Origin of the sequence: Pseudarthrobacter sp. 902506025, assembly GCF_040702325.1 — a bacterium.
In the GTDB taxonomy this organism is placed as follows: Bacteria; Actinomycetota; Actinomycetes; order Actinomycetales; family Micrococcaceae; genus Arthrobacter.
Genome location: NZ_JBFBKW010000003.1, coordinates 1 through 15,673, shown reverse-complemented (window position 1 = coordinate 15,673; position 15,673 = coordinate 1). Strand labels below are relative to the sequence as shown.

General features: G+C 67.9%; 15 protein-coding genes. 11 read left to right on the top strand and 4 right to left on the bottom strand.

Annotated elements, in window-relative coordinates; translation table 11 throughout:
- Window positions 1–51 precede the first annotated feature (51 nt).
- Both AB0280_RS07320 and nucS read right to left on the bottom strand, forming a co-directional pair.
- Complete coding sequence (locus tag AB0280_RS07320; RefSeq protein ID WP_011692441.1) at window positions 52–255, bottom strand: cold-shock protein; 204 nt, start codon at window positions 253–255, stop codon at window positions 52–54.
- A 304-nt stretch (window positions 256–559) separates the two neighbouring features.
- Window positions 560–1,255 carry an endonuclease NucS gene (gene nucS / locus AB0280_RS07315; protein ID WP_159631653.1) on the bottom strand — a complete coding sequence of 232 codons (696 nt, stop codon included), beginning with the start codon at window positions 1,253–1,255 and terminating at the stop codon, window positions 560–562.
- 128 nt (window positions 1,256–1,383) lie between these two features.
- Between nucS and AB0280_RS07310 the strand changes: the two genes are divergently transcribed.
- On the top strand, window positions 1,384–1,737 hold the full coding sequence (locus AB0280_RS07310) for an ATP/GTP-binding protein (RefSeq protein WP_159631654.1): 354 nt from the start codon (window positions 1,384–1,386) through the stop codon (window positions 1,735–1,737).
- Between the two features lie 45 nt (window positions 1,738–1,782).
- Window positions 1,783–2,580: an alpha/beta hydrolase gene (locus AB0280_RS07305; RefSeq protein WP_366366689.1), complete on the top strand. Its 798-nt coding sequence runs from the start codon at window positions 1,783–1,785 to the stop codon at window positions 2,578–2,580.
- Between the two features lie 13 nt (window positions 2,581–2,593).
- Here the strand turns inward: AB0280_RS07305 and AB0280_RS07300 are convergent, their stop codons facing one another.
- Complete coding sequence (locus tag AB0280_RS07300) at window positions 2,594–3,907, bottom strand: AI-2E family transporter (protein ID WP_159631656.1); 1,314 nt, start codon at window positions 3,905–3,907, stop codon at window positions 2,594–2,596.
- A gap of 233 nt (window positions 3,908–4,140) precedes the next feature.
- Here AB0280_RS07300 and AB0280_RS07295 point away from each other — a divergent pair, with 233 nt between their 5' ends.
- From AB0280_RS07295 to AB0280_RS07280, 4 genes are read left to right on the top strand one after another with little or no spacing between them, the layout of a single operon-like run.
- The gene (locus AB0280_RS07295; RefSeq protein ID WP_224027172.1) at window positions 4,141–5,811 is read left to right on the top strand and encodes a hypothetical protein; all 1,671 of its coding nucleotides are present in this window, start codon (window positions 4,141–4,143) and stop codon (window positions 5,809–5,811) included.
- A gap of 51 nt (window positions 5,812–5,862) precedes the next feature.
- On the top strand, window positions 5,863–6,855 hold the full coding sequence (locus AB0280_RS07290; RefSeq protein WP_366366687.1) for a tetratricopeptide repeat protein: 993 nt from the start codon (window positions 5,863–5,865) through the stop codon (window positions 6,853–6,855).
- Window positions 6,855–7,952: an NADH:flavin oxidoreductase/NADH oxidase gene (locus AB0280_RS07285; RefSeq protein ID WP_366366685.1), complete on the top strand. Its 1,098-nt coding sequence runs from the start codon at window positions 6,855–6,857 to the stop codon at window positions 7,950–7,952. Before AB0280_RS07290 ends, AB0280_RS07285 begins: the two co-directional genes overlap by 1 nt.
- Window positions 7,953–7,980: 28 nt before the next feature.
- Entirely contained in the window at window positions 7,981–8,259 is a 279-nt protein-coding gene (locus AB0280_RS07280; RefSeq protein ID WP_224026460.1) for a DUF3253 domain-containing protein, read from the top strand.
- Window positions 8,260–8,269: 10 nt separating this feature from the next.
- Here the strand turns inward: AB0280_RS07280 and AB0280_RS07275 are convergent, their stop codons facing one another.
- On the bottom strand, window positions 8,270–10,147 hold the full coding sequence (locus AB0280_RS07275) for a Na+/H+ antiporter (RefSeq protein ID WP_366366682.1): 1,878 nt from the start codon (window positions 10,145–10,147) through the stop codon (window positions 8,270–8,272).
- 51 nt (window positions 10,148–10,198) lie between these two features.
- On the opposite strand from AB0280_RS07275, the gene AB0280_RS07270 reads away from it, so the two are divergent.
- From AB0280_RS07270 to AB0280_RS07250, 5 genes are all read left to right on the top strand, one after another.
- Window positions 10,199–10,993 (top strand): ABC transporter ATP-binding protein, encoded by a 795-nt coding sequence (locus AB0280_RS07270; protein WP_366366680.1) that lies wholly within the window; start codon window positions 10,199–10,201, stop codon window positions 10,991–10,993.
- Entirely contained in the window at window positions 10,975–12,546 is a 1,572-nt protein-coding gene (locus tag AB0280_RS07265) for a transporter (RefSeq protein ID WP_366366678.1), read from the top strand. Before AB0280_RS07270 ends, AB0280_RS07265 begins: the two co-directional genes overlap by 19 nt.
- Before the next feature lie 21 nt (window positions 12,547–12,567).
- On the top strand, window positions 12,568–13,347 hold the full coding sequence (gene nagB / locus AB0280_RS07260) for a glucosamine-6-phosphate deaminase (protein WP_275181274.1): 780 nt from the start codon (window positions 12,568–12,570) through the stop codon (window positions 13,345–13,347).
- A 109-nt stretch (window positions 13,348–13,456) separates the two neighbouring features.
- Window positions 13,457–13,795: a DUF3039 domain-containing protein gene (locus AB0280_RS07255; RefSeq protein WP_159631664.1), complete on the top strand. Its 339-nt coding sequence runs from the start codon at window positions 13,457–13,459 to the stop codon at window positions 13,793–13,795.
- Window positions 13,795–15,576, top strand: a complete 1,782-nt coding sequence (locus AB0280_RS07250) for a DEAD/DEAH box helicase (protein ID WP_159631665.1) — start codon at window positions 13,795–13,797, stop codon at window positions 15,574–15,576. Before AB0280_RS07255 ends, AB0280_RS07250 begins: the two co-directional genes overlap by 1 nt.
- Window positions 15,577–15,673 lie beyond the last annotated feature (97 nt).

The following is a 15,673-nucleotide window of genomic DNA, read 5'->3' as shown; positions in this document are numbered from 1 at the left end:
GCCGGGGATCATTTGTTTTTGCTGACAGCCGCGCCAGGCGGCCGGGCGGTACTAGACCAGCGTTACGCCGGTGGCCTGGGGGCCCTTGGCACCCTGGCCGATTTCGAACTGAACGCGCTGGTTCTCGTCGAGGGTCTTGAAGCCACCGGTCTGGATCTCGGAGTAGTGAACGAAGACATCGCCATCGGAGTCGTCCGGGGTGATGAAGCCGAAGCCCTTTTCAGCGTTGAACCACTTGACGGTTCCCTGTGCCATTTATTTCTCCTCATTGTGGAACTTTTTAAGCCCGGCACACCTCGTGCCGACCTTGGTCACTCCGCGAGAAGAATCCTGGATTGCCTTGCCTGGGACAGGTCCGGCGCTGCAGGAGCTTCGCGCTCGCAACATGTCTTGCGAGCATGAAAAACACCTACACAAAGACTGAGATAAGAATTTCATGCCCGTTCCCGCAGGTCAACGGCCCGAACAGTAAAAAGGAAAAAATTTAGGTAAAAAACAGGTGACAGGGAAGGCCATCTGGAAAGGCGCCAATTAGGTGCCCGAAGCAACAAAGGGAATTCTAGAAGAGCCGGGATTCGCTGTCGTCGACCCCGCGCATGGCGTCATAGTCAAGGGTGACGCAGTCGATCCCGCGGTCGTTGGCCAGTACCTTCGCCTGCGGCTTGATCTGCTGGGCTGCAAAGATCCCGCGGACAGGTGCCAGCAGGGGATCGCGGTTGAGCAGTTCCAGGTACCTGGTCAGCTGCTCCACGCCGTCGATGTCCCCGCGGCGCTTGAGTTCAATGGCCACCGTGGCACCATCGGCGTCCCGGGCCAGGATGTCCACGGGTCCGATCGCCGTGAAGTACTCGCGCCTGATCAGGGAGTAGCCCTGGCCCAGCGTTTCGATCTGGTCGGCCAGCAACCGCTGCAGGTCCGCTTCCACGCCGTCCTTGATCAGCCCCGGGTCCACGCCCAGATCGTGGGAGGACTCGCTGACCTTCTCGTGGATGTTGATGATGAGCCGGTCATCGGTCTTGGCCGACTGCACGGTCCACTGCTCCACTACGCCCAGCTCGAGGTCCACCTCGTCCGGGGACGTAACGCGCAGGGTTGCCGGCGGGCTCATCCAGTTCAGCGGCTTGTAGGAACCGCCGTCGGAGTGCACCAGCACGGAGCCGTCCGCCTTCACCAGCAGGAGCCGGGTGGCGAGGGGGAGATGGGCCTTGAGGCGGCCAACGTAATCAACGGAGCAATGGGCTATGACGAGTCGCACGCCGTACAGACTATCGCGTGGGCTGCGGCAGGCCATGGTCGACGCCGGGCGGCCGGGCGGGACGGCAGGAAGCCACGGGCGGGGGCACCACGGTAAGGCGCGGCAACCGGCCGGGGCAGAATGGAGGCATGCCGCGTTCCAACCGTCCCCGCCGTCCCGCCTCCGGCAAGGGCCCTGTTTCCGGCCGGGGCGCAGGCCGGAAGGGCAGTGCGGACGTTCCCGAACTGGACCTTGAGCGTGCCCGGGCCGGAATCGCCCGCCGGGAAAGCGCGCCCGACGGCGAGTGGATGGTCCGCACCATGACCGCCAAAAATGCCGAGAAGACATACATCTGCCCCGAATGCTCCACCGCGGTGCTGCCCGGGATCGCCCACCTGGTGGTGTGGAAGGACGACCATCTCTTTGGAGCTGCCGCCGGCCTGGCGGAACGGCGGCACTGGCACACCAATTGCTGGATGACGCGCAGCTACCGCTACCGCTGACCCCGGCGCGGCAGAAGAACCTCCGCTGTCGCTAAGCTGGCAGGCATGACTTTTGATCCGGCGTCGTACGAATTCAGCCCGACCCAGGGCCCCGCTCCCATCCGTGCCTCCACTGTCCTGCCTGCCCGGCGCGAGAACATCGAGCTGCTGACAGAGGACGGCCACACGCTGGTGGGGGAGCTGGCGCTGCCCGAGTCGGGTCCGGTCAAGGCCACGCTGATCACCCTCCACCCGCTGCCCACGCACGGCGGCTTCATGGATTCCCACGTTTACCGGAAGGCCTCCTACCGGCTTCCGGCGCTGGCCGGCATCGCGGTGCTGCGCTTCAACACCCGGGGCACCGCCTCACCGCGCGGCACCAGCAGCGGCGCCTTCGAGGAGGGAGTGGGCGAGCGCTACGACGTGGAGGCAGCCGTCCGCTTCGCCGTGGAACGGGGCCTGCCCAACCGGTGGCTGGTGGGCTGGTCGTTCGGGACCGAGCTGGCGCTGATGTACGGCGCCGTGGAACCGGTGGCCGGACAGATTGAGGGTGCGGTGCTGCTCTCGCCCCCGCTGCACCGCGCCACGGACAAGCACCTGCAGATGTGGGCGGAATCAGGCAAGCCCCTCACCGTCCTGGTGCCGGAACATGACGACTTCCTGCAGCCGGCCGAGGCCGCCGAACGCTTCAGCCTGGTGCCGCAGGCCCGCGTGGTGGGCGTGGCCGGGGCCAAGCACCTGTGGGTGGGGGAGAAGTACGCGGCCCGGGTGCTGAACGACATTGTGGCCCAGGTCAGTCATGACCCCGACCGTGCGGAGCTGCCGCAGGAATGGGACGGTCCGGCGGCGACTGCCGGAGCCTAGGCTTCCCGCAGCGCTAGTGCTGGTCCTGCCGGACGATGTAGATCTCCCGGACCAGCAGCAGCACGGCGGCGGCCGTGGGGATGGCGATCAAGGCCCCCAGGACACCCAGCAGGCTGCCGCCGGCGATGACGGAAATCACCGCCACGGCACCCGGCACTGCAACGGCCTTCTGCATGATGCGCGGTGAAATGAAGTACGCCTCGAACTGCAGGTATGCGAAGTAGCAGATGGCATAGATGGCCGCCGCCTGCCAGCCCTCGGTGAGGGACACCAGGGTTACCACGATGCCCGCGATCATCCCGCCCACCAGGGGGATGAAGGCCAGCAGGACCACCACGAATGCCAGGAGCAGGGCGAACGGAATGCCCACGATTGACATCACCACGAACGCGAAGGTGGCGTTGAGCAGGGCCACGCATGCCTGGCCGATCACGTAGTTTCCCACCGACCGCGTGATCTCCTCCGAGAGGGCGGCCACCCGCTTCCGCCGGGAGCGCGGGGCCAGGCGGTAGCCCCACTTCTTCATGGCGGGCAGCGCTGCCAGGAAGTACAGGCTCAGGACCAGGACGATCAGGGCGCCGAAGAGGCTGTTGGCCACGGTGGATCCGAAGCCCAGCACACCGCCGAAAATGCCGCCCATCGCGGCGGGGTCGTTGACGAACTTGTTCAGTTCCTCGGTGATCCGGTCGCGCACGCCGAACTGGTCGTCAACACTGCGGAAGAAATCCGAATCCATGAAGTTGCGCACCCAGTCCGGCGCCTGCCGCACGATTTCGGAGACCTGTTCAACGATGGTGGGAATGAGGGTGGCAAAGAATCCGACCACAGCGCCCATCAGGACTGCCACGGAGACCAGGATGCCGGCAGGCCGGGGGATCTTCCGGTTTTCGAGCCAGCCCACCACCGGTTCCAGGCCCAGGGCGATGAACAGCGCGGCCACGATCCACAGCAGCAGCTGCGTGGTGTGGGAACCGATCCAGTAGACCAGCAGCGCCAGTCCCACGCCCACGGTGCCCATGAAGCCCATGTACAACGGGTGCTGGGGGGACATGCGCGGTCCGGGGTGGCCGAACTGCGGCTCCTCGTCGCCGTCGTGGTCCGCTTCCGGGGCCTGTCCGGTGTATTCCGGTGGCATCTCGAACCGAAGCCTGGGCTGGGCGCCGGGCAATGGCTGGCGAAGCCGGCGGACCACATGGCCAAGGGCCGCAGCGGCTGAACCCCCGCGGCGTGCTGCCATGCCGAGCGGAGGAACGGCGGCAGGAACCGGGCCCCTGGGATCCCCTGGATTTCCGGCTGCAGCCGAGGACGGGTCCGTCTTGTCAGTCAATGGTTTTGGGGGCCTGTTCCGTGCGTGGCACCGCCTGCGCGGGCCGGTGTGATGATCATCGCAAACACTATCAGCAGGCTTGTCACCACGAGCCGAAGGCGCCGCACGCTGGCTGGCCGGGCCGGGGCGGAAGGGCAAAAAAGGGGGCTCTGGTAACAAAAAGGTTACTATTGAAGGCAAACCCCCGCTGATGATAGGTGTTTCCCTTGCGTTTAAAGACTGCAGCCGCACTTGTGCTGCTCGGCCTCCTGACACTTTTGGCCGGTATCGGCCAGAGAACCATCTGGGCTCCCTCCGAGACGTTCACCGCGTCCGCGCCGGCCGATGCCGCAGCGGCGCCGCTGACCGTTATTGACCAGAAGCTGCGCACCCTGCACGGCGGGACGGTCAAGATCAACGTCCAGGGCGACGGAAATTTCATGCTGGCCTCCGGCCGGCCGGATGACGTGGCTGCCTGGGTGGGCAAGACAGCCCACAACACCATCACCGGGGTGTCCGAGGACGAAAAGTCGCTCCAGGTTGAGCACGCCGACGGCGAAGGCACGGCACCGAACCCGGCCGGTTCGGACCTCTGGGTGTCCAACGAGAACGCCAGCGGCGAGCTTGAATACACCTGGACACCGCCCGCCGACGGCGACTGGAGCCTCCTGCTTGCCTCCGACGGCACGAAGCCGGCACCGGCGACCGTGTCCATGACGTTCCCGAACGACACGTCCACTCCCTGGGCTGTTCCGCTGATGGTCCTGGGCAGCCTTCTGATCGTGGGCGGAATCGTCCTGGCGCTGCTCTCCGCCCGCCGGAAAAACGGTGAAGGCGACAACGGCGGCGACTCCGGCTTCGCTGCCCGCGCCCGTGCCCGGAAGACGCAGAACCAGGACCCGTCGTCGTCCTCCAAGGTCACCATGGTGGCAGCCGGTGTGGCAGCAGCAGTGCTGGCCGCATCGGGCACGGCCGCCCAGGCTGCCAGCCCCAGCCCCCAGCCTTCCGGCAGTGCCTCATCGCCGGCCAAGGAAGCAGCAGGATCGCCTGTCCTGCTGGACGCACAGTTCCGCCGGATCCTGGAGCAGGTCTCCAGCGCCACCGATGCAGGGGACGCGGCCAAGGACGCCGCCAAGCTCGCGGACCGCGTTGCCGGCCCCGAACTGGAAATCCGCACCCAGAACTACAAGATCCGCTCCCAGGTGGGCTCCTACGAGCCGCGCATGCCCGTGCGCTCCACCAAGCTGCTGACCACGGTGGTCACCAGCGACCGTGACTGGCCGCGTTCGGTGCTGGCCGTGACCCAGGGCGAAGGCAACGTTGTCCCGCAGATCCTGACGCTGGTCCAGCAGTCGCCCCGCGAGAACTACAAGCTCATGGAAACCACGCCCCTGCAGCCGGGAACCACGTTCCCGAACATCAGCCGGGGCGGCACCGACACCCTGGCCGCGTCGGACAAGTCCGGGCTGCTCTACAGTGGCGAGGAAGCAATGTCCGGCCTGGCCGACAGGCTCACGTCCGCGGACTCGCCGTTCAAGGACAAGCTGGTCGAGGGCGACTCCTCGCCGTACATCGCCGACACCCTGTCCTACCAGGCAGAGGTGGTCAAGGCCGGCGAGAACGGCAACTTCTCCTTCACCCACAAGGTGGTCCCCGAGAGCACCGTTGTGTTCCGGACCTCCGACGGCGGGGCCCTGGTCCTGGGCCGGATCAACTTCGGCTTCGAAGGCACCCCGAAGGCTGCCGGCGACAAGCTCAGCATCGGTGACGATGCCGCAGCCCTGGCCGGTGGCAAGGAAACCACCACGGGCATGGTCTTGAACTTCGCCGAATCGATGGCTGTCTACGTGCCGCCGGCAGGATCGACGGACCCGATGAAGCTCGTTGCCGCCACCCGCGGCCTGGTGGGCGCCAGCTTCAAGTAGCGCCTGACTGCATTACCACCGGCAGCGGCCGGAGTGGCTAGAGTGGGAAACATGAGTTCGCCAGCTTCCCGCCCAGTCCCTCCTGCCGCTGCCAACCTGCTTAACCTGCGCGGCGCCGTCGACCTTTCCTCACTGAAGCGCCCCGCAGCTCCCTCCGGCACCTCCCCGTCCGGGCCGCCGGCAGGGGAGGCGCAGGAAGGTCAGCCGGGCGCGGCGGCAGGCGGACCCGAGCTCAAGGTCAACGTCACCGAAGCAAACTTCCAGCAGCTGGTGGAACTGTCCGCACAGGTTCCGGTGGTGTTCGCGCTCTGGGCTTCCTACTCGCCGGAGTCCGGCAGGATGGTGGAGACCCTCGACCGCATCGTGGCCAGCTACGGCGGCCGCCTAGTCCTGGGCGCCGCCGACATCGAAGCTTTCCCGCAGCTTGCCCAGGCCTTCCAGGTGCAGGCCGTCCCCACCGCCGTCGCCGTCCTGAAGGGGCAGCCGGTACCGCTCTTCCAGGGGTCTGCGGAGGAGCAGCAGGTGCGCAGCCTCTTCGACGAACTCCTCAAGGTGGCCGCAGCCAACGGCGTCACAGGAAGCCTTGACGCCGGCGGCGCCGCTGAGCAGGAGCCGGCACCGCTGCCGCCGCTGCACCAGGCGGCGTACGACGCGATCGAAGCCGGGGATTACGCCGCCGCGGCTGAGGCCTACCGCCAGGCGCTGAAGGAAATGCCGTCGGACCATGAAGCCAAGGCCGGCCTGGCCCAGGTGGAGCTGATGGACCGGCTGCAGTCCGTGTCTGCCCAGGACAGCGAAGCGCTGCGCACGCTGGCGGCGAACGAGCCGGACAACCTGGAAGCCCAGCTTGGGGTGGCGGACCTGGACGTGGCCGGCGGCCACGTGGAGGACGCACTGAACCGGCTGGTGGCCTTCATCGGCAGGAATTTCGGTCCGGAGCGTGAGACCGCACGGGTCCGGCTGCTGGAACTGTTCGAGGTGGTGGGCGCCGGTGACGGGCGCGTGGCCAAGGCGCGCCAGGCGCTGGCCCGGGTGCTGTTCTAGTGCCGGCCCTGTTCCAGCCGCTGGCGCTGCGGTCCATGGAGCTGCAGCACCGGGGCTGGGTGTCGCCCATGTGCCAGTACAGCTGCGATCCCGACGACGCCCCGGGGGTTCCGAACGACTGGCACCTGGTGCACCTGGGCGGCTTTGCCGTGGGCGGCGCGGCGATGATCCTTACGGAAGCTGCGGCCGTGAACGCCGAGGGCCGGATCAGCCCCCGGGATGCCGGCCTGTACAACGACGAGCAGGCGGAGGCCTGGCAGCGGATCATTTCCTTCGTCCACCGGAACGGTACTGCCGGCACCAAAATCGGCGTGCAGTTGGCCCACGCGGGCCGGAAAGCGTCCACGTTCTGGCCTTTCTCCGGCCGGCACGGCAGTGTTCCCGCCGCCGAAGGCGGGTGGGACACCGTTGGTCCGTCCACTACCTCGTTCGAGGGCTACGAGGCGCCAGCTGCCATGACGGTGGAACAAATCCACGGCGTCATCGCCGATTTTGCCGCAGCCGCTGAACGCGCGGTGGCCGCGGGCTTCGACACCATGGAGATCCACGGGGCACATGGCTACCTCCTGCACCAGTTCCAGAGCCCGCTGATCAACGAGCGTGACGATGAGTGGGGCGGGGACGAGGCCGGACGCAACCGGCTAGTGCTGGCCGTGGTTGACGCGGTCCGCGCCGTGATTCCCGATTCCATGCCCCTGCTGCTCCGGATCTCGGCCACCGACTGGGCGCCGGGCGGCGTGGACCAGGAAGCCTCGGTCCGCCTGGCCCGCCAGGCGGCCGGCCGTGGCGTGGACCTGGTGGATGTTTCCAGCGGCGGGGCGGTGGCCCACCAGCAGATCAAGCCGGGCCTGGGCTACCAGACCGGGTTTTCCGCCGCCATCCGCTCGGAGGCCGGAATCGCCACCGGCACGGTGGGCCTGGTCACCACGCCGGGACAGGCGGAGCACGCGATCGCCACCGGCCAGGCCGACGGCGTCTTCATTGCCCGGGCCGCGCTGCGCGATCCCCACTGGTGGCTCCGGGCCGCGTTCGAACTGGGCCACGACATGGCCTGGCCGCCCCAGTACGAGCGGGCCATCCCGCGGCGGACCTTCTAAGCCCCATCCCGTGAAGACGGAGCCAGGCATGGCAGACTCTGCCGGGGACGGCCCTGACATCCCGGTTGGGCGGCAACTGGAAGCGAAAATCCTGGAACTGCTCGCTTCCCGGGCGGCAACGTCCACCATCTGCCCGTCCGATGCCGCCAGGGCGGTGGGCGGCGACGATTGGCGGCACCTCATGGAGCCGGCCCGCGAAGCTGCGCGGCGCCTGGTTGACGCCGGCCAGGTCCACATCACCCAGGGCGGCTCCGTCGTCGATCCCGCCACGGCAAAGGGGCCGATCCGGATCCGCAAGGCGCCGTGAAGGCCGGCCGTCAGCCGAGCAGGTCGTCCACGTAGCACCAGCGCCATTCTTCGCCGGGTTCGATGCTGCGCATGACGGGGTGGCCGGTTTCCTTGAAGTGGCGGCTGGCGTGACGTCCCGCCGAGGAGTCGCAGCAGCCAACGTGTCCGCAGGCAAGGCACATGCGCAGGTGCACCGGTGTGGTGCCCTCCCGTTCGCAGCCTGCACAGGCCGGGTTGTCGGGAAGCGGTGCCGGCATGGCCGCCGTCAGGTGGTCGCAGACGCCGCCCGGCTGGGAGAGCCCTTCACCGCCACCGCCGCCGGCAGCGGAGTCGAGTTCGTTGAGGGAAGCATCGAGCATGGACTCTTCCACATCCAGCCGCTCCAGGACTTCGCTGAGGACCTCATGGGCGAAGTCCCCGCCGCGCCGGAGTTCCAGGACTTTTTCCCGTTCGGCTTCCAGCATGGCCATCCGCAGCTGGGCGTACCGCTGGCTCGGGGTGGCTGCCTCTGCCGCTGGCCTGCCCAGGCGTTCCCAGGCTGCCAGTCCCCGCTCCTGGGTCCGCCGCCGCAGCATGTCCATGACTTCAGGTGGATCGCTGTCCCGCCGGAGCTTCTCCAGGCGCTCCATGCCCGCAGTGGTGGCCAGCTGCATCAGTGAGGCCTGGTTCAGCGCATCCTCGCGCCGGTCCGGCCCGGGCAAACCCAGGGCGCGGACCAGGGCCGGCAACGTAAAGCCCTGCAGCACCAGGGTGCCGGCCACCACCACCATGGCGGCCAGGACCAGGACGTTGCGGTGTTCCAGGTCATCGGGCAGCGTGAGCACGGCGGCCAGCGTGACGACGCCGCGCATGCCCGCCCAGGACACGATGGCGGGAAACTGCCAAGGCGGTGCGGGGTCCTTGCGCTGCACGGAAGGAATCAGGCGGGGGAGGTATGTGGCGGGAAAGACCCAGATGGGCCGGAGCACCAGCACGGCCACCAGGATCACGGCGCAGCCAATCCATACCCGGCCCGCGCCCAGGGAATCGTCCTGGACGCTGTCGATGATGGTCCGCACCTGCAGGCCGATCAGCAGGAACACGGAGTTCTCCAGGAGGAACTGCACCGTGTCCCAGTTGCTGCGGGCGCTTTGCCGCGCGGCCCCGTTGGGCATGGACGGCGCCTTGGTGCCCATCACCAGGCCGGTGACGACGACGGCGAGCACACCGGAGGCGTGGATGGCCTCGGCAGGGAGGAAGGCAACGAACGGGGCCATCAGCGACGTGGAGGTGTTGATGGCCACGTTGCTGATCCGTTTCCGGATTTCGGTAAGGATGTACGCGGCGGCGAGGCCCACCGCCAGCCCGCCGCCGGCCGCCACCACGAAGCCGCCCGCCACATCCAGTGCTGACACCGAACCGGCGATGGCGGCCACGGCCGCGCGCAGGCACACCAGCGCCGTGGCGTCATTGACCAGTGACTCGCCTTCGAGGATGTTGACGATCCGGCGGGGCATGCCCACCTTCCGTGCGATCGCCGTGGCCGCCACGGCGTCCGGGGGAGCCACCACCGCACCCAGGGCGATGGCGGCAGCCAGCGGGATTTCCGGGAACAGCCACCAGACCACCGCCCCGACCCCCAGTGTGCCGAAGATGACATAGCCCACGGAGAGGAGCCCGATAGTGCGGCGGTTCGATGTGAAGTCGAACAACGATGTGCGGAACGCGGCGGCGTAGAGCAGCGGGGGCAGCAGGCCAACCAGGACCAGTTCGGGATTGAGCTCGACCTGCGGGATGAAAGGCAGGAAGGATCCTGCCACGCCCGCAAGGACCAGGAGCAGCGGAACCGGGAGATTGAGCTTCCGCCCCGCCGCGCTGCCGGCGCACACCACCGCAACGATCACCAGCAGGCCCAGGGCAATGTCCATGAGGTTAGTTTCGCACCCCCGCAGCGACGGCCCGCGGACTAGGCTGGCACCATGACTGCTCCCATGCCTGACCAGGCGTCGAATCCCGGCCCCGTGGCGGCCCTGTCCATCCGCGGGCTGGCCAAGCGGTTTGGCGGCAAGATCGCGGTGCACGGTATCAGCCTGGAGGTCCCGGCCGGTTCATTCTTTGGCATTGTGGGACCCAATGGTGCAGGCAAGACCACCACACTGTCCATGGCCACCGGCCTCCTGCGCCCGGACTTCGGCACCGCCGTGGTGCACGGCGTCGACGTCTGGCAGCACCCCCTTGAAGCGAAGCGGCTCATGGGGATCCTGCCCGACGGGGTCCGGCTCTTCGACCGGCTGACCGGAGAGCAGCTGATCACGTATGCCGGATTGCTGCGCGGCATGGACAAGAACGTGGTGGCCGCGCGGGTGGGGGAGCTGCTGGCTGCCATGGACCTCAGCCAGGACGCCGGAACACTGGTGGTGGACTACTCGGCGGGCATGACCAAGAAGATTGCCCTGGCCTCTGCACTCATCCACGCCCCGCGGCTCCTGGTCCTGGACGAGCCCTTCGAAGCCGTTGACCCCGTGTCTGCAGCGAACATCCGCTCCATCCTGGACCGGTACGTGGACTCCGGCGGAACGGTCATCGCGTCCAGCCACGTGATGGACCTGGTCCAGCGCATGTGCGACCACGTGGCGGTGGTGGCCAAAGGCCGGCTGCTGGCCGCGGGCACGGTGGAGGAGGTGCGCGCCGGAGCCTCGCTGGAGGACCGGTTCGTACAGCTGGTCGGCGGCCACAGCCACACGGAGGGGCTGGAATGGTTGCGCACCTTCTAAGGCTCAAGCTCACGCTGCTCCGCAACGGACTGCGCCGCAGCCCCTGGCAGCTGGTGGGGATGGCCATCGCCGGGCTCTACGCCCTGGGCGTGGTGGCAACGCTGGTCATCGCCCTTGTCCTGCTGCGCAACGCCGGTCCGGTGACCGCCCACACGGCCGTGGTCCTGGGCGGCTCCGCCGCCGTCCTGGGCTGGGCCGTGGTTCCGGTGGTGGCCTCCGCCACGGACATGACCCTCGATCCGGCCCGCTTCACCACTTTTGCGGTCCCCATGAAGCAGCTGCTTGTCGGCCTTGCCCTTGGCGGCCTGATCGGCATCCCGGGCCTGGCCACCGCGCTCGTGTCACTGTCCACGGTGGTCACCTGGTCACGGGGCGTGCTCCCCGCGCTCGCCGCTTTGGCCGGGGCGTGCCTGGGTGTCATGACCTGTATTGTGCTGGCCAAGGTGGTCACCACCGCAACAGCCAGCCTGGCGGCTTCCCGGCGCTTCAAGGACATCAGCGCCATTGCGGTCATGGTGCCGCTGGTCCTGCTGGGCCCCATCGTGGCAGGGGTCGGCCGCGGCATCCCGGCATCCACGGGGTTCCTGCCAGAGTTCGCCCTGACCTTGTCCTGGACTCCGCTCGGGGCGCCATGGTCACTGGGCGGCGACGTCGCGTCGGGCCGGCCCGGGCAGGCCGCGGTGAAACTGCTGGTAGCGGTGGCGGTCCTCGGCGCCCTGGCCTGGTGCTGGAAGCTGCTGCTCGAACGGGCACTGGTCACCCCGCCGTACGCCGGCGCGGGGAAGCGCAGGGGCGGCAGGCTGGGACTGTTCGGCGTGCTGCCGCCCACCCCGGCCGGTGCGGTGATGGCCAGGTCTCTCACCTATTGGCTCCGGGACCCGCGGTACTCGGGTTCCCTGGTGGTCATCCCGCTGCTTCCGGTGGTCCTGGCGTTCCAGGGGACGCAGACGGGCAGCTACGGCAGCCTAGCTTTCCTTGCCCCCGTGGCCGCCTTCATCCTGGCCTGGTCCATCTCCGCCGACGTCTCCTATGACAACACCGCGTTTGCCCTGCACTTGGCCACCGGCGTCAGGGGGGTGGCGGACCGGCTGGGCCGGGCACTGGCGTGCATGACCTTTGCGCTGCCCGTGGTGCTGGTGTTCTCAGTGGGTTACGCCGCCTTCACGGGTAACTGGACGGCACTGCCCGGCCAGCTGGGGTTCAGCCTGGGGATCCTTTTCACCGGCCTGGGCCTTTCCTCGGTGGTATCGGCCCGCTACACCGTCACCGTCCCGCTGCCGGGGGACAGCCCGTTCAAGAAACCGCCAGGCAACGTGGGGCAGACCCTGGCCGTGCAGTTCGTGGGAATGCTGGTCCTGATGGTGCTGGTCCTGCCGGAGGCCGCGCTGCTGGTTGCCCAGGCGGTCACGGGCAACATCCTGTTCGGCTGGCTCAACCTCGCGGTGGGAACCGTCCTGGGCCTGGTCCTTTTCGGGGCCGGCGTCCGGCTGGGCGGCAGGTGGCTGGAGGCCCGCGGGCCGGAACTCCTGGCGCAGGTTACCGTCAACCGCTGACAGTTCCAGGAAGGGAACACCATGGAAATCGTGATACTCGGCGGCAGCAGGCAGATTGGAAGACTCGCGGCGGACGCCATCGAACACCTGGTCCGCCGCAAGCCGGACGCTGTCCTTGGCCTGGCCACGGGGTCATCGCCGCTGCCCGTCTATGACGAACTCGCCGCGCGCCATGAACGGGGCCTGGACTTCAGCAGGGCGTCCGCGTTCGCGCTGGACGAGTACGTGGGCCTGCCGGCCGGCCACCCCGAGTCCTACCGGGAGGTGATACGCCGGGAATTCACCGACCGCGTGAACATCGCGCCGGAGAACGTCCACGGCCCCGACGGAACCGCCACTGACATCCCGGCTGCCTGCGAGTCGTACGAACAGGCCATCGCTGCGGCCGGCGGCGTGGACCTTCAGTTGCTGGGCGTGGGCACCGACGGGCACATTGGCTTCAACGAACCGGGCTCCTCCTTCGCGTCGCGGACGCGGATCAAGAGCCTGATCGAGCAGACACGCCGGGACAACGCCAGGTTCTTCACCAGCCTGGCCGAGGTGCCGCACCACGTCATCACCCAGGGGCTGGGCACCATCATGGCGGCACGCCACGTGGTCCTCCTGGCCACGGGGGCGCAAAAGGCGCAGGCGGTCCGCGATTTCGTGGAGGGACCGGTGGCCGCCATCTGTCCCGCGTCGGTGCTGCAGTTCCATCCGCATGCCACGGTCCTGCTGGACGAAGCCGCCGCCTCGGCCCTGAAACTTGCCGATTTCTATCGCCACACGTACGAGAACAAGCCCGCGTGGCAGGGGCTGTGACGGCGCCTGCGGGAGCGGCGCCAGGGCGTCCAAAAGTACGACGGCGGCCAGTGCGGGACCCCGGCACGGGCGTGCCGCCGTCGAACGTCCGGCCGGGGGAACGGCTAAGATGGATGCCATGACTAGCATGACGGACCCTCTCGAAAACGACCCGATGCGCGAGCTTTCCGGGGCTGGAACGTCCACGGCCACCATTGAGCGCGAGGAACTGCGCCAGGAAGTGGAGCCGGGGGACCGGGAGCGCTTCTCGCACTATGTGCGGAAGGAAAAGATCATGGAGTCCGCCATGACCGGGGAGCCCGTCATTGCCCTGTGCGGCAAGGTGTGGACCCCGGGCCGGGACCCGAAGAAATTCCCTGTCTGCCCCGAGTGCAAGGAAGTCTATGATGGCCTCCGCCCGGGCAACGACGGCGGGAAGGGTCCGGGCGGCTCGGGCAACAACAAGTAGTGACGGAGACGCTCTTTGGCGGCCCCACCCTGCCTCCGGCCTACCCGGAACGTGCAGCCTGGGGAACCGCCCCGAAACTCCGTGCCTGGCAACAGGAAGCTCTTGACCTCTACCTTGCGAACAGCCCCCGCGACTTCCTTGCGGTGGCAACCCCTGGTGCAGGTAAGACGACGTTCGCGCTGCGCATCGCCTCCACGCTGATCGACTCCGGGGCAGTGAACCGCGTGACCATTGTTGCCCCCACCGACCACCTGAAGCGCCAGTGGGCGGACGCCGCCGCCAAGGTGGGGATCGCCATCGACCCCAACTTCAAGAACTCGGACGGCCAGCACGGCCGCGGCTTCATTGGCGTTGCCGTCACCTACGCACAGGTGGCCAGCAAACCCCTGCTGCACCGCGCCAAGACCGAGGCCGCCCGCACCCTGGTGATCCTGGACGAGATCCACCACGGCGGCGAGGCCCTGTCCTGGGGCGACGGCCTGCGCGAGGCATTCGATCCCGCGGTGCGCCGCCTGTCCCTGACCGGTACGCCGTTCCGTTCGGACACCTCGCCCATCCCGTTCGTGGAGTACGCCGAAGACCGTGACGGCATCCGGCGCTCCAAGGCCGACTACACCTACGGCTATGGCAACGCCCTCCGCGACCACGTGGTCCGGCCGGTAATGTTCATGGCCTACTCCGGCCAGATGCGCTGGCGCACCAGCGCGGGCGAGGAAATGGCCGCATCCCTGGGTGAGGCCGCGGTGACCAAGGACATCACCAGCCACGCGTGGCGGACCGCCCTGAACCCGGCAGGGGAGTGGATTCCTGCTGTCCTGGCCGGCGCGGACAGGCGGCTCAGCGAAGTCCGGCGCACCGTGCCGGATGCCGGCGGCCTGGTCATCGCCACCGACCACGAGGACGCCCGTGCCTACGCCGGCCAGCTGAAGAAGATCACCGGGGAGTCGCCCACCGTCATCCTCTCCGATGATGCCAAGGCGTCCAGCAAGATCGAGGAATTTTCCGCCGGCGACAAGCGCTGGATGGTGGCTGTCCGCATGGTGTCCGAAGGCGTCGACGTGCCCCGGTTGTCCGTGGGCGTCTACGCCACGTCTACGTCCACGCCGCTGTTCTTCGCCCAGGCCGTGGGCCGTTTCGTGCGTGCCCGCAAGAGGGGCGAAACGGCGTCGGTGTTCCTGCCGTCCGTGCCGCAGCTGATGGCGCTGGCCAACTCCATGGAGATGGAGCGGGACCACGCGCTGGACCGGCCCGAGAAGGAAGACGGCGACGGCCTCTTCAACCCGGAAGACTCGCTGATGGACGAGGCCAACCGCGAAGAGAAGGCCTCAGACAGCCTCACGAAGGGCAAGTTTGAAGCGCTGGACTCCCAGGCGTCCTTTGACCGGGTGCTGTTCGACGGCGGCGAGTTCGGCACCGGCGGCGAGGTGGGGTCCGACGACGAAATGGACTTCCTGGGCATCCCCGGGCTGCTGGACGCCGAGCAGGTGGGAACGCTGCTGCGCCAGCGCCAGCATGAGCAGCTGAACCGCAAGAACCGGAAGTCCCCGGCCGCGGACGCCCAGCAGGTTCCTGCCGTTCCGGACCACCGCATGCTGATGGACCTGCGCAACGAACTGGCCAAGAACGTGGCCGCCTGGGCTGCCCGGACCGGGACCCCGCACGGGGTGGTGCACACCAAGCTGCGCACGGTCTGCGGCGGGCCTCCCGTGGCCCAGGCCAACGAGGAGCAGCTGAAGTCCCGGCTGCGCAAGCTCCAGGACTGGTTCGTGGGCCGCAAATAGCGCCCTAGGTGTACTGAGTCAGGACGTTGGTTACATCGTGAATAGGTGAAGACCTCTTAGGTTGGTGGTTACCACACACAGCCAACGACTAAGAGGT

Bases quoted from the DNA above. Each gene is read 5' to 3' on its own strand.
- AB0280_RS07320 (WP_011692441.1), bottom strand. From the start codon at position 255: ATGGCACAGGGAACCGTCAAGTGGTTCAACGCTGAAAAGGGCTTCGGC.
- AB0280_RS07310 (WP_159631654.1), top strand. From the start codon at position 1,384: ATGCCGCGTTCCAACCGTCCCCGCCGTCCCGCCTCCGGCAAGGGCCCT.
- AB0280_RS07305 (WP_366366689.1), top strand. From the start codon at position 1,783: ATGACTTTTGATCCGGCGTCGTACGAATTCAGCCCGACCCAGGGCCCC.
- AB0280_RS07290 (WP_366366687.1), top strand. From the start codon at position 5,863: ATGAGTTCGCCAGCTTCCCGCCCAGTCCCTCCTGCCGCTGCCAACCTG.
- AB0280_RS07280 (WP_224026460.1), top strand. From the start codon at position 7,981: ATGGCAGACTCTGCCGGGGACGGCCCTGACATCCCGGTTGGGCGGCAA.
- AB0280_RS07275 (WP_366366682.1), bottom strand. From the start codon at position 10,147: ATGGACATTGCCCTGGGCCTGCTGGTGATCGTTGCGGTGGTGTGCGCC.
- AB0280_RS07270 (WP_366366680.1), top strand. From the start codon at position 10,199: ATGACTGCTCCCATGCCTGACCAGGCGTCGAATCCCGGCCCCGTGGCG.
- AB0280_RS07265 (WP_366366678.1), top strand. From the start codon at position 10,975: ATGGTTGCGCACCTTCTAAGGCTCAAGCTCACGCTGCTCCGCAACGGA.
- nagB (WP_275181274.1), top strand. From the start codon at position 12,568: ATGGAAATCGTGATACTCGGCGGCAGCAGGCAGATTGGAAGACTCGCG.
- AB0280_RS07255 (WP_159631664.1), top strand. From the start codon at position 13,457: ATGGATGCCATGACTAGCATGACGGACCCTCTCGAAAACGACCCGATG.